Source organism: Mucilaginibacter inviolabilis (genome assembly GCF_011089895.1).
In the GTDB taxonomy this organism is placed as follows: domain Bacteria; phylum Bacteroidota; class Bacteroidia; order Sphingobacteriales; family Sphingobacteriaceae; genus Mucilaginibacter; species Mucilaginibacter inviolabilis.
In genome coordinates this window covers 3410505-3424324 of sequence record NZ_JAANAT010000001.1, presented here as the reverse complement: position 1 = coordinate 3424324, position 13820 = coordinate 3410505, and the positions used below count along the sequence as shown (strand labels likewise).

Sequence of the window (13820 nt, the reverse complement as noted above, 5' to 3'; positions counted from 1 at the left end):
AAGTTGTTTAACCGTGTCGGATAATAAATTATTGATTATTGAATTTTAACAGAGGTCACTACATCATTGGCACTTGGCGATAGGGCACCAAACCAACTGTTATTGGCAGTAAGCGTCCAGGAGGTACCACCAAAATTGTCATTGGCATACATGATCACCGTCCAGCCGGATGGTATTTGTACCGATGATGCCCAATTGTCTACAAAGCCTTTGGCCTGCAGTTGTGCCAGGGTATAAGTGCCTTTGGCTATTTTTTGGGTAGCCGTGCCGCCATAGCTCGAATTCTGGTAAAAAACTACACCTGTAGTGGTCCCGCCACCAGCAACGGGATTCATGATCTTGATGAGGTCATTGGTTACTCTGAAATTTGGTGTTCTAATGGTATTGTCATGTTGTGATGTAAGTGGCGCATCGCGGTCAATGGCGTAACCAAAGGTTCCTCCTTTTTTACCTGAGGTAGGTTCCCAACGGGCATAATCATAAGCGCGACCTGTTCCATTTTGCGGATAAATAACATCATCCCAGTAATTGCTTGGGTAACCGTTTTCTTCATAAAATGAAAACCCAACCACAAATTGTGTAGAGCTGATTCGCGACGAAAAAGTACTCCAGGTACTTTGCAAGGTACTTGCGCCCCTGCCATATGCCTGCAGGAAAACGTAGCTTATATCGGCATATACCTGTTGGAAAAGGCTATTGCTGCCTGTTTGGTTGGTATCAAAGGTGAGCAGCTTGCCGGTTCCGGATTTTGGACCGAGGTAGGCAGAAAGCGCATTATAAACGCCTGCCATATCTGTTAAGGTAGTTCCGGACGGGTTGCTTTCAATGTCGATATCATACCCATCTAAACCATATTTATTAATGGTACTATCCATGATCATTTTTGCTGTAGTGGCATAACCCGCAGCATCATGGGTTACCCCTGCAGGGATAGCGAGGCTACCGGTATAAAGTACTTTGGTGCCCTTAGCGTGTAAGGCCGGTATGTAAGTATTTTTTAAAGCTGTCCAGTAAGGGGAGCTGGGAGGGGTATAATCAGTAAAAACAATAGCTATATCCAGGCTGTCGGGCAGGTCGGTCATGATCGGGTCATTGGCATTCCCGGAAACGGTTCTGTCGCGCCAGGTTCTGAAAAAGCCGGCTGTAATCTCGTGGGCGCTGTTTTTATAAGCAATTAAATCGGCATTTGAAGTAGCCTGCGTACTGAGGTTGTTTTTGGATACTGCTGCCGTTTGTAATTTGGAAGCCGCGTTACCGCTATTATCTTTTTTACAGGATTGGGTACAAGCAAGGGCCGATATGCCGAGCATAAAAAGACCGGTTTTAAGGGAGAATAACTTTTTTTTCATAATGAGGGCTTTTAAAGGGTTTATGTTTAATAAAATTGATTCATAAATATTAACAGGCAGATTGTATAGGAACTTTTTCCAAAAGAATAATTAGCCAAAGAAGGGTGAGACTCCTTCTTTGGCCATTATTTATTTCGTAGATCTTTACTCCCAAAGAGGAGTTCAGATCATTGAATTTTAACACAAAGAAGGGTGAGACTCCTTCTTTAGCTAATTATTTATTTCGTAGATCCTTATTCTCAAAAAAGAGTTCAGATCACTGAATTTTAACCGAGGTTACCACATCATTGGCATTTGGCGACAAGGTGGTGAAATCTGGCGTGTTTGCTGTACGTGTCCAGGATGTACCACCAAAATTATCGTTGGTATACATGATCACTGTCCATCCCGATGGCACTTTTACCGATGATGCCCAGTTATCCACAAAACCATAAGCCTGTAATTGGGATAAGGTATAGGTACCTTTAGGTATCAGGCTGGTAGCCGTACCGCCATAATTGGTATTCTGATAAAAAGTTACTCCTGTAGTTGGCGTGGTGCTGCCGCTGCCGTTCATCAGTTGAATGGCGTTCCTCGAAACGATGAATGGCGGGGTGTGGTTATAATCGCGGCTCATACGATATGCGCCAACACCGGCAACCTTGTTGGTTTTGGCCCAATTAGTGGCATAATTGTATAGATCGGATGTTGCCTGAGCATCGCCGCCTGATTGATCTTCAGTGCCATCGGCATGTTTAAAGCTATCGCCGTTAACCAGCAAAATAGTTTTATCCGATCCATAAGTAGAAGCTATCGAAGATAGTGGGAAGGAACTGCTGCTCCAGTAATGGCTTCCGGTAGTATAAGACTGGAATAATATATAGTCATAATTGCTTTTGGTGCCGGTTAAACTGTTATTATCCAGAGATCCGTCGGTATCATAAAAAAATACCGGTTTTTTGCCCATGCTTTTGGTAACTGCCGAGGTAGAGTTTGGCCCGAACCATTTGGCTACCGATTTTAATAAATTGGGGTAACTGCTGCTGGTTACATTTTTATTGTCGATAGTTCCGGATTCTATATCCAGGTCTATCCCATCTAAAGAGTCGGCTACAATATGCTGGTTATACATCGCCTGCGACCAATGATCATAAGTGCTGGTTGAACTGGCAACAGTCTTGGTTGAAGTTGGCGTAGCCGGATCCTTGGAAGAGCCATCAAAATAGGCATCCTGCAGAAAGTGGCACACCACTATCCTGGTTCCCTTGGCCTGAGCAGCGCGCCAGTGTGATCGTGTGGCATCATTCCCGGCAAAAAACTCCAAAAAGTCGGTACTGTCCGGTGCATTGGCTGGGTTATAACTGGCTGCAGGATCGGCACCATCACCTACCAAAAAGCCTACAAATATTTTATGTACACTGTTTTTGTAAGCAATTAAGTCGGCATTGGAAGTGACCGCCTGTGTTTTTAAACTATTCTTGGAGGCGCCAAGTGTTTGTAGTTTTTCGGCGGAATTTCCACTATCCTTTTTGCAGGACGAAGTAAAGGCAAGAGCCAACATACAGAGCATAGGCAACCCTACCCTCGTTAAAAAAGCATTTTTTTTCATAATAGGTTTTTTAATAACAGTTAAATAGAGCGTTGATAGAGTCAAGAATCGAGAGCCCTGGAAAATGATCATACATCATTTCACTTATGTCTTGATTCTTGACTCTTAATTCTTATTCGATTATTGAATTTTAACAGAACTTACCACATCGTTAGCATTGGGCGACAAGGTGGTGAAATTGGCAGTGTTGGCGGTTAACGTCCAGGATGTACCGGTAAAATTATCATCGCTGTACATGGTCACTGTCCATCCCGAAGGTATTTTTACCGATGATGCCCAGTCGTTCACAAAGCCTAAAGCCTGCAACTGTGATAAGGTATAATTGCCTTTGGCTATAGTGCTGGTGGCGGTTCCACCATAATTGATATCCTGGTAAAAAGTAACACCGGTAGCCGGTGGTGTAGTGCCGCCGCTGCCAAACACCGTTGCTTTACCATATAGCGCGTTAGATACATTGCTCAGGTAAGTGTGCGAATCGGCATTAGGCAGGTTATAGTACAGGTAGATGCCATAACCATCACTAACCGTTTGTGTAGCCAATGATGCAGCAGTTGATGCGCTGGTGCTTTGGATATCAATAGCAGCAGGACCTAAATTGCTTTTAGCCAGGCCCGGTACGTTAGGGGCACCATAGCTGCCATAGTAAGCTTGCCAGCTATAATCAATTTTTGAGCCTACGGTTACACCGTTGTAACTTAAGTTTGATGCAGCAGGGCCAATAAAGTAAAAGGAGATCAGCTTATTAGGCATCAGCTGGCGTAGTGCGGTTACCAGGTAAACAAACGAACTGGAGTTGGGTTGTCCGGTATTGTTGGTACCATAATCGGCGTATTCATCATCAAAGTCAATACCGTCAAGACCATAAGTTGTTACTGCGTTGGCTAATAATTGTGCAAAATCCTGCGCGGCTTGCTGACTCGGGAAGTTAGAGATACCGGCACCCTGGTGATTGCCCAGGATGGACAGCATTACCTTAATCCCTTTGGCCTGTAATGGCTGTATTTTGGTGGCTGCATTATTTAATACAGCGGTTACCTGCGGGTTAAAAAACAACTCGGCCTTTTGGGTAGTGGTGTTATAATTAATATTGGCCGCGAATATGATACCGATATCAAAAAGCTGCTCCCCGGTTGACAGGGTATAATTGCCTACATTAAGGATATCGTTATTGTTCACTTCCACATAACAAACGCCTTTAGGGCCACTAACGCCAATAGCATTGGTGCCCAGTTTTGAGGAAGCGGTGTTTGTTTTTGCAGTAGGAGTAAGGTCTTTTTTACAGGCTGCTGTAAACATCAGGCTAAAGCTTAATAAAGCAATGGCTGTCCTGTTAAAGAATAAGTTGATAGATGTTTTCATGTCGGTTTCTATTAGTTTTTCAAGGGTAAACTTTAGGGCTGTTTCACGGTAGCTTTACCATATAGCGCATTGGAAACGCTGGTTAAGTAAGTATGTACATCTGTATTAGGCAGGTTATAATACAGGTAAATACCGTAGCTGTTATTAACAGTTTGTGTAGCCAGTGAAGCCGCGGTTGATGAGCTGGTGCTTTGGATATCGATAGCCGCAGGACCCAAATTGCTTTTAGCTAATCCCGGAACGTTTGGTACCGAATAAGAGCCATAAATAGCATTCCAGCTGTAATTAACTTTTGAGCCTACGGTTACACCGTTATAGCTTAAGCGCGATGCTGCAGGGCCATAAAAATAGAAAGAAATGAGTTTGTTTGGCATCAGCTGACGCAAGGCGGTTACCAGGTAAACAAATGAACTGGAATTAGGTTGTCCGGTTCCGTTGGTGCCATAATCGGCATACTCATCGTCAAAGTCGATACCGTCAAGGCCGTAAGTGGTAACGGCGTTGCTGAGCAGCTGGGCAAAATCCTGGGCAGCCTGCTGGCTCGGGAAATTAGAGATACCCGCACCCTGGTGATTGCCCAAAATAGAAAGCATTACTTTAATGCCTTTGGCCTGCAGTGTTTGTATGTAAGTAGCTTTGTTGCTCAATACATTAGTTACCTGCGGATTAAAAAATAACTCGGCCTTTTTGGTGGTGGTGTTATAATTGATATTAGCCGCGAAGATAATGGCAATATCAAACAGCTGCTGCCCGGTTGATAGGGTATACTTGCCCACGTTACGGATATCGTTACTGTTAACCTCTACGTAGCAAACGCCTTTAGGACCGCTAACGCCAATGGCGCTGGTATTTAATTTTGATGAGGCGTTGTCGGCTTGCGGGGTGGGTGAAAGGTCTTTTTTACAGGCCGCTGTAAACAGCAGTGAAAAGCCTAATAAAGCAATAGATGCTTTGGTAATTGAATTGGATGTTTTTCTCATTGTCGGTTTTTAAATTGGTTTATAAATTTTTGATCGGTTGTAAGCTCAAAAGCGGTGTTTTATCCATAGGCATATCGGCTTTTTATTGGTGGCATAAAGAGATAATTGGAGATAAATTAATAAGGAGGGTAGGGTATTAAACGATTTAGCATTATAATATGTTTAGTTAAATAACTAAGAAATGTTAAATATTTTTTAATGTCCGGTAAATTGATGAGCATATATTAATGGGTTTATATGCGTAATGATTTAATTGGTTTACAGCTATATAGACAAGTAATAAATAACAATTGCCTACAAGCATTTAAAATTTAATTATATTAATATCTATATTATCGCCATATATGGTTTAATAGTCTCATTTGGCGCAGTAACCGGTAATATGCCATCAGGAAAAAAACTACATTTGCCATGGCTTTAGGGGTATTCTGCAAAGAATTGAGATAAACCCTTTGAACCTGATCCGGCTGATACCGGCGGAGGGAAAAGTTTGGATTTATTTTATCCACACCGCTCAGTCCTGAGCCCATAAGCCTAATTTTTATCAAAAGATCAACGATGAGTAAAAAAACACAAGGCTATCCATCCGTTTTAACAATTGCAGGATTCGATGGTAGCGGCGGTGCCGGTATGCAGGGCGATATCAAAACCATCTCGGCACTGGGCTGCTATGCTACCTCGGTGCTCACTGCGCTCCCGGTTCAAAATACTTGCGGGGTAAGGTCCATTTATCCTATACCCGCCACTATTGTCGAAGCTCAGTTGCAAGCCTTATTGGATGATGTTTTTCCGGATGCTATCAAAATAGGCATGGTGCATTCTGCTGATGTGGTTGAGGTCATTGTAAATACTTTACAACAGTATCCTAAAGTTCCGGTGGTATTTGACCCGGTCATGGTATCAACCAGCGGGCACCGGCTCCTGGAAGATAGTACGGTGGAAATCATCGTTAAAAAATTATTCCCCATAACCACTATTGTTACCCCTAATTTAGATGAAGCTGCGGTTTTAACCGGGATGTCTGTACATACTGTAGCGGATATGCGAATAGCCGGTAAAAGGATCATGGAGTTGGGAGTAAGATCTGTCCTGCTCAAGGGCGGTCACCTGGATGCCGCACAATTAACCTCCTTGTATTTTACAAACGACGGCAATATACAGGAATACAAGTTTGAAAAAATCGATACCCCAAACACCCGTGGTACAGGATGCGCCCTGTCATCGGCCATAGCCGCTTACCTGGCTATAGGCAGATCACTGCCAGATGCGGTGACCCTTGCGCAACAATACGTACACCTGGCCATATTGAACGGGAAAGATGGACAAATGGGCAAGGGGAATGGCCCGCTGAATCATTTTTTTAATCCTGTGGAATTAATTAAGCGGGTGATTTAATATATAATATCTTAAAAGCGGTTGTCACCCTGAGCTCCGTCGAAGGGTAGAGCGCAGAGGCCTGCCCGCCATACTTCGACAGGCTCAGCATGACACCCCTTTCGAGGAAAATTGTGCCGGAACAACTAACTTACAATTTCTGTTCTTTGGCTGCCTTTTCAATTTCAGGGAGCGAGTTTTTATAGGCTGTTATATCCCAGGTTAAGTTAAATAGTTTGGCATACGCTGCAATAGGTTGCAGATCCACAGCTTTGCGTCTTTCGTCCACATGGTCGGGATCTTCTATCGGATAAAAGCATAATTTGCCGGTTGTTTTGTTGTTGAATAGCTGACTGCCGTAAATCTGCTTTTTGCCCTGTCGCATGGCAACACGGTCTTCTAACAGTGCTAAATTGCTCGAGAGTGTTTTGCCATCCATTACCGCTTTCCTTACCATGGGCAGATATTCTTCCTGCGTGGCAAGATCGGCATGCTGTATCACTAAAAACAAGCCCTGGCTGCTATTCATACCTACATCCTGCGGGCCAAGCCAGCCATATTTGTTGATGATACCCTTTACTTTAACTAAATTTTTAGCATCGATGGCCCGTAATGCTTTTCTTGCAGAATCGATCCGGGTTTCGCTGGCCTTACTTTTCGAAATTTCACCCATTCTGATCCTGCCTCCCTGGTCGTCCTTATAAATGGTATCCAGCATGAGCATTACCGGTTTGTTGAATTTACTGCTGTCGATAGTAAAAGAATTTACCTGTGCCATGGATACCGACCGTAAAAGCACCAGGATCAGGACGGGATAGGTGTGTTTTATTTTCATTGTGATAAATTGATGTTTGGTATTGGTAAAGGGCTTATTATTAACGGGAAACTATTTTTAAAATTGTCTTCGCAGATGCTCATTCCATAGCAACGGCATCCGCAAGAATGTGCATCTGACAATCCGTGAAAACCCCGCAGCCCTGATGGATTTTACGCGATGTATTCAACGTAAAATCACGATGCCGATCGCGTAAATATCCCGTCTGCTTTTTCTTGCCGGTACTGCAATTTTGCAGCTCACATTTTTTATAACGAGGGAAGACAACAAATACTAATCAGCCCAGCACAGCACATAGGTAGAACGTTTTATTCCCTGAAACGGACAATCGTATGTACACAGAAAAAGTTAGAACATTCACAAAAAGAGAAATGGAAGTGCTCGATTTGATTGGAGAAGGATTTTCCTCCAAGCAGATCGCTGGGAAATTATTTATCAGTATTAACACCGTGGAGACACACAGGCGTCACATGCTTGAAAAAATGGAGGTTAAAAACTCCATGCAACTGATAAGGCGCGCAACACACGCGTTATTGCTTACGGAGAGCGGATTTTAATAAAAAGTTTATTATTATCCCCATATTATTCCCCCCTTCAAGCCCTTGGTCATAAAACTAAGGGCTTTTTGTTTGTTGTTTACTCAGAGGCTCCTAAATATTTAAGTTACCCCATCTAAACTAAGGAGCATCCGGAAAGCAGGTTCTCGATTAGGAGACTCCGCAGGAGTCCAAATTTCTTTAATTTTTATCTATAAACAGGTGACCTCTCTGAGGCCGAACGGCAGACCAGGTATACTGATTATCATATAAAGCATTGCCGGCCCCAGCCAGGCCACGTATTTATAGGCCTAAAAGGCACGTTTTTTGGCCCCGTAGGTGCCTCCAGTTGAAATTTTATGTTGGGGAGTTTGTAAGTTAATTGGTTATAGTATAAAGCTTTGTCGGCCCTAGGGGGGCGTGTTATAGTTCTAAAAAACACGTTTTTTGGCCTCATAGGTGCCTCCTGTTGAAGTTTTAGGTCAGGGAGTTTTGTAAGTTAACTGGTTATCATATAAAGCATTGCCGGCCCCAGCGGGGCCACGTGTTTATAGGCCTAAAAAGCATGTTTTTTGGCTCCGTAGGAGCCTCCTGTTGAAATTTTAGGCTGGTAAGTTTTGTGGGTTAACTTGTTGTCTACTCAAGGTCCGCTGCAAGAGACCCTGAGTTATTGGCTACAACAATGGAAAGCCCGGTCCCTTTCAGGAAACTCCAAGGGGATGAAGCGTCTCTTGAAAAGAATCCGCAGGGGAGGAATACCTTACTGCTCATTCCAAACTTAAGACCCTCCACCAGTTGCCTCTTATATTTTATTCAGGTACATTTATCGCTTGATTGACTTATTAAATGAAAAAAACATTATTTATCTGTTTATGGCTGACGATAGCGGCCATCAGCGGTTACGCTCAACCCCAGGCGCCTGATGCCGAGTACATCAAGGCTAATTATCAGAAATACGAATACCAGATACCCATGCGCGATGGTAAAAAGCTGTTTACCTCGGTATATGTACCCAAAGACCAGTCGAAAAAGTATCCTATCATGATGGACCGCACACCATACAGCGTTGCGCCGTATGGAACAGATGTGTATAAAGGCGGTCTGGGTCCATCGTCGTTATTTGTGCATGACGGGTTTATTTTTGTTTACCAGGACGTTCGCGGCCGCTGGATGAGCGAAGGTATTTTTGAAGAAATGACACCCGAAAAAGAGGTTCATAAAACCAAAAACGATGTTGACGAAGGCACGGATACTTATGATACCATCAACTGGCTGTTGAAAAACCTGCCCAATAATAATGGTAAAGTAGGCGTATGGGGTATATCATATCCTGGCTTTTATACTACGGCCTCATTGCTGAGCCGCCATCCGGCGCTGGTTGCTGCATCGCCACAAGCTCCCATGGCCGATCTGTATCGCGATGATGCTTTTCATAACGGCGCCTTTATGCTGGTAGCTAACTTTGGCTTTTACCCATTTTTTACCAATCGCCAGGATGATAAACCTACGCAACGCCGGTCGCCTGGGCTTAATACCGGAACCGAAGATGGCTATGATTTTTTCCTGAGAATGGGATCGGTAAAAAATACCAACGATAAGTTTTATAAAGATACTATACGCCTGTGGAACGAGATGCTGGATCATCCCGACTATGACCAGCACTGGAAAGACCGTAACGTGCTGACCCACCTGCATGATATTAAAACCGCCGTACTGGTTACCGGCGGTTGGTACGATGCTGAGGATTTGTACGGCGCTATCAATACCTATAAAACACTGGTGAAAGAAAATCCTAAAACACCCATTTACTTTACCATGGGTCCCTGGGTACATGGCGGCTGGGCCCGCGGTGATGGCGACCATTTAGGCGATGTGGATTTTGGTGGGCCAACCGGGCCATTCTATCGCGAAAAGATTGAGTTTGCCTTTTTTAGTCATTATCTCAAAGGTACCGATCTGAACCTGGCGCCGGTATCTGCATTTGAAACAGGTACCAATCAATGGAAAACCTATAATACCTGGCCCGCAAAAGAGGCTGTTGAAAAGAAACTGTACCTACTGCCCGGCGGTAAACTGTCTTTTGATGCACCGGCAGCTACAGCAGGCAGCTTTGATGAGTTTATATCAGACCCAAACAAACCGGTGCCTTTTATCAATAGCACAACTATGGATATGAAGCGGGAGTACATGACCGGCGACCAGCGTTTTGCCGCGCAACGACCGGATGTACTCACCTATGCAACTGATGTGCTGGATAAGGACGTGACATTGGCCGGTAATATATGGGCCAATTTAAAAGTATCCACTACAGGCACCGATGCCGATTGGGTAGTTAAAGTGATTGATGTTTATCCCGATTCGACTAGAAATAATAAGTGGACAGGCAAGGATGTTTACCTGTCGGGCTATCAGCAAATGGTACGCAGTGAAGCTATCCGTGGCAAATACCGCAATGATTTTAGTAAACCCGAGCCATTTGTACCAGGCCAGGTAACACCGGTTAATTTTGAACTGCAGGATGTGCTGCACACCTTTAAAAAAGGTCACCGATTAATGGTGCAGGTACAAAGCACCTGGTTCCCGCTGATTGACAGGAATACCCAGCAGTTCCAGGACATTATGAAAGCAAAAGACACCGACTTTAAAAAAGCAACCCACCGGGTTTATACCTCAAAAGATAGCCCAAGCTTTTTGAAAGTAAGGGTGATGGAATAGCATGTAAATATCGAACACCGGATGCTGAATGTTGAACGCTGAAGATTTTATCATTCAGCATCCGGTATTAAAAAGTGAAGGATAGTGCGATTCCTTCCCTGGGGAAGGGGGAATGGAATAGGGCAAACTATCGACCGTGTTAAAAGGCTGTCATGCTGAGCTCTGTCGAAGCATGGTGGGCGGGCCTCTGCGCTTAACCCTTCGACGGGGCTCAGGGTGACAGTCCCTTTTTTAGCCTTTAGTTGGTTTTAGTATCTTTATCTGGGTTTACATAAAATCTGGTGAATTGTGATGATTTTTTTCATAATACATTCACCTTCAATTTGTTAAATGTATGTTAACCATAAAAAGTGTAAACCATGTAAACCCACTTTAACCTGTGGTCGGTGTTTTCATCGTATCACTCATAAATACCGATGAGAACAATAAGCTACATCCCTAAATTAGTTTGTACCGCAGTGGTAATTCTCCTGTGCCCTTTACTAAGCTATGGCCAGCACAGCCCCGAAAAAAAATATCAACAGGACCCGGTAAAATATGATACCACCACCAAGCTTTTCAAAACCGCTTACCTTCCTAAGGCACCGGTAAAAGCGCCGAACATCGTGATTATTATGCTGGATGATGTGGGTTTTAGTACCGCCGGCAGTTTTGGGGGGTTGGCAGAAACACCGGTGTTTGACAGCCTGGCCAAAAACGGATTAAAATATACCAATTTCCATACAACAGCCTTGTGTGCGCCTTCGCGTGCCGCGCTTTTAACCGGGCGTAATCATCATTCTGTACACATGGGGCATTTTACCGAAACCGCTTTTGATGCGGCCGGTTACGATAGCTATATGCCCTTTGAAAAAGCCACCATAGCCGAAGTATTGCGCGAAAACGGCTATAACACTTTTGCTGTAGGCAAATGGCACTTAACCCCATTGGCCGACAGAACCGCGGCTGGTCCTTTCAATCGCTGGCCTACGGGGCGCGGTTTTGATCGTTTTTATGGTTTCCTGGAATCGGCGACCGATCAGTACTACCCGGTACTTTGGGAAGGCATAACCCGGGCGCGGGTAGATACCGGGAAAGGGACGCATTTAACTACGATGCTGGCCGACAGGGCTATTGATTATATTCGCAATCAGCACAAAGCAAATCCGCAGAAACCGTTTTTCCTGTATTTTACACCGGGTGCGGTGCATTCGCCCTTACAAACGGATAAGCAATGGATAGATAAATACAAAGGCAAATTTGATATGGGCTGGGATAAATACCGCGAGTTGGTGCTGGCCAATCAAAAACGCCTGGGTGTGGTACCTGCCTACGTTACCCTGCCGCCCCGTAATGAAAAAATAGCGCCCTGGGAAAGTCTTTCGGCTGATGAAAAAAAGGTAATGGCCCGGGCCATGGAAGCACATGCCGGCTTTTTATCGCAAACCGATCACGAGATAGGCCGGGTGATTAATTATTTAAAACAAATCGGGCAATTGGAAAACAGTGTGGTGATGGTCATCATCGGCGATAATGGCGCTACCAAATATACCGCCGACATACCCGGTGTGCCCGAAGGAATGGAGAAGGCCAGCCATGAAGAGCGGGTGAAAGCGGCATTGGAAAACATAGATCAAATAGGCAGAAAGAATTTTAAGGGTGATATACCCCTGGGCTGGACACAAGCCACCAATGCTCCCTTTAAACTCTGGAAAGGTGATGCTAATGCGGAAGGGGGAACGCACAATCCCATGATCCTGTATGCTCCGGGTTTTATAAAAGAAAACGGAGGCATCCGCAATCAATACGTACACTTGATTGATGTATGGCCAACGGTGATGGAGCTTATAAAGGCGAAGGTTCCGGCATCGGTCAATGGTTACCAACAGGCACCTGTGGAAGGAACAAGTTTTGTATATACGCTGAATGATCCTGCTGCTAAAGACAGGCACACGCTGCAATACTATGAAAGCGGGGCTTCCAGGGCTTTGTATAAGGATGGATGGAAAGTAGAGGCTTATCATCACCAGGGGCAATCGTACCTGAAAGATACCTGGGAACTATATGATATGCAGCACGATTTTAATGAGCATTTTAACCTGGCCGCAAAATATCCCGAAAAGGTAAAAGAATTGCGGACCTGGTTTGAGATTGAAGCCAAAAAGTACCATGTTTACCCGCTGCATGATTCCTGGTTCCCGGCAAACAAATATTTACAGATAAGCGATAGCCGGGAAAAAGAAGCGCAGGAGGATGAATAATATGGGTCCCTTGTTAGATTACTATTGTATTTTTGTATAAAATCTGTTTTATTACATATGGAGTTTTTACAACCAACTGTTATCGACACAAAAGTGATCTCGGCAGAACATCCGCAGGATTATTTTAATACCATTCTGAGCAGCGTGAATGATCATATCGTGCGGATAGGGATCATGACCGAACCTTATTTCTGGCACCTGCATCCCAACTCCGACGAAACTTTCCTGGTACTGGAAGGCACCCTGCTCATCGACCTGGAGACCGGGACTATCGAATTACAACCCGGGCAATTGTTAACCATTCCTAAGAACATGCGTCACCGTACCCGTCCCGGAGGGGAAAGATCCGTAAACCTTACTATTGAGCACCAGCAAACAGAAACGATAATGGGCTAAATTAAATATCTTCCCAAAGCTCAATACTGTTTCCTTCGGGATCAAGGATGTGAACAAATTTGCCGTAATCATAAGTAGCTATTTCATCAATAATGGTTACGCCATCATTTTTTAGCTGCTCTACCAACGCTTCGATGTTCTCGACCCGGTAATTGATCATGAAGTCCTTTTTCGAAGGTTCAAAATATTTAGTGTCTTTTGCAAAAGGGCTCCAAACAGTAGTGCCCTCTTTATCGGGATCATCTGCATCTCTCCATCTAAACATGGTGCCATATTGCTCAACAGGCAGTCCCAGATTTTGAGAATACCAGTCCTTCATTTTCTGCGGATCATTACATTTAAAGAAGATGCCGCCTATGCCGGTTACTTTTTTCATATAGCTAAATTTAAACAAATTAACCATATAAAATAGTCGGCATCCCAAAAAGATTTGATGTGCCAACAGACA

11 protein-coding genes and 1 riboswitch are annotated in these 13820 nt (G+C 44.2%); of the genes, 5 read left to right on the top strand and 6 right to left on the bottom strand.

Translation table 11 applies throughout. From position 1 onward, the window contains the following. Positions 1-35: 35 nt before the first annotated feature. From G7092_RS14055 to G7092_RS14040, 4 genes are all read right to left on the bottom strand, one after another. The gene (locus tag G7092_RS14055; RefSeq protein WP_166090339.1) at positions 36-1349 is read right to left on the bottom strand and encodes an EndoS/ChiA family endoglycosidase; all 1314 of its coding nucleotides are present in this window, start codon (positions 1347-1349) and stop codon (positions 36-38) included. A gap of 256 nt (positions 1350-1605) precedes the next feature. After that, on the bottom strand, positions 1606-2937 hold the full coding sequence (locus G7092_RS14050) for an EndoS/ChiA family endoglycosidase (RefSeq protein ID WP_166090337.1): 1332 nt from the start codon (positions 2935-2937) through the stop codon (positions 1606-1608). Positions 2938-3057: 120 nt separating this feature from the next. Beyond that, entirely contained in the window at positions 3058-4296 is a 1239-nt protein-coding gene (locus G7092_RS14045) for an endo-beta-N-acetylglucosaminidase H (RefSeq protein ID WP_202985273.1), read from the bottom strand. A gap of 32 nt (positions 4297-4328) precedes the next feature. Further along, entirely contained in the window at positions 4329-5276 is a 948-nt protein-coding gene (locus G7092_RS14040; RefSeq protein WP_166090335.1) for an endo-beta-N-acetylglucosaminidase H, read from the bottom strand. A gap of 409 nt (positions 5277-5685) precedes the next feature. Continuing rightward, positions 5686-5778, top strand: a riboswitch (TPP riboswitch). 56 nt (positions 5779-5834) lie between these two features. On the opposite strand from G7092_RS14040, the gene thiD reads away from it, so the two are divergent. Next, positions 5835-6671, top strand: coding sequence for a bifunctional hydroxymethylpyrimidine kinase/phosphomethylpyrimidine kinase (thiD, locus tag G7092_RS14035; RefSeq protein ID WP_166090332.1), 837 nt, complete (start codon positions 5835-5837; stop codon positions 6669-6671). Between the two features lie 130 nt (positions 6672-6801). Here the strand turns inward: thiD and G7092_RS14030 are convergent, their stop codons facing one another. Beyond that, complete coding sequence (locus G7092_RS14030; protein WP_166090329.1) at positions 6802-7485, bottom strand: DUF6624 domain-containing protein; 684 nt, start codon at positions 7483-7485, stop codon at positions 6802-6804. Between the two features lie 332 nt (positions 7486-7817). Between G7092_RS14030 and G7092_RS14025 the strand changes: the two genes are divergently transcribed. The 4 genes from G7092_RS14025 to G7092_RS14010 all read left to right on the top strand — a co-directional run bounded on the left by G7092_RS14025 (position 7818) and on the right by G7092_RS14010 (position 13372). Next, positions 7818-8042, top strand: coding sequence for a response regulator transcription factor (locus tag G7092_RS14025; protein ID WP_076374738.1), 225 nt, complete (start codon positions 7818-7820; stop codon positions 8040-8042). An 825-nt stretch (positions 8043-8867) separates the two neighbouring features. Next, complete coding sequence (locus tag G7092_RS14020; RefSeq protein ID WP_166090327.1) at positions 8868-10736, top strand: CocE/NonD family hydrolase; 1869 nt, start codon at positions 8868-8870, stop codon at positions 10734-10736. A gap of 416 nt (positions 10737-11152) precedes the next feature. Continuing rightward, positions 11153-12976 (top strand): arylsulfatase, encoded by a 1824-nt coding sequence (locus G7092_RS14015; RefSeq protein ID WP_166090325.1) that lies wholly within the window; start codon positions 11153-11155, stop codon positions 12974-12976. Between the two features lie 57 nt (positions 12977-13033). Then, positions 13034-13372 carry a cupin domain-containing protein gene (locus tag G7092_RS14010; protein ID WP_166090323.1) on the top strand — a complete coding sequence of 113 codons (339 nt, stop codon included), beginning with the start codon at positions 13034-13036 and terminating at the stop codon, positions 13370-13372. Position 13373: 1 nt separating this feature from the next. Here G7092_RS14010 and G7092_RS14005 read toward each other — a convergent pair whose 3' ends face one another. Next, a complete protein-coding gene (locus tag G7092_RS14005) occupies positions 13374-13748 on the bottom strand; it encodes a VOC family protein (protein WP_166090319.1) in 375 nt (124 codons plus the stop codon). Between the last annotated feature and the right edge of the window lie 72 nt (positions 13749-13820).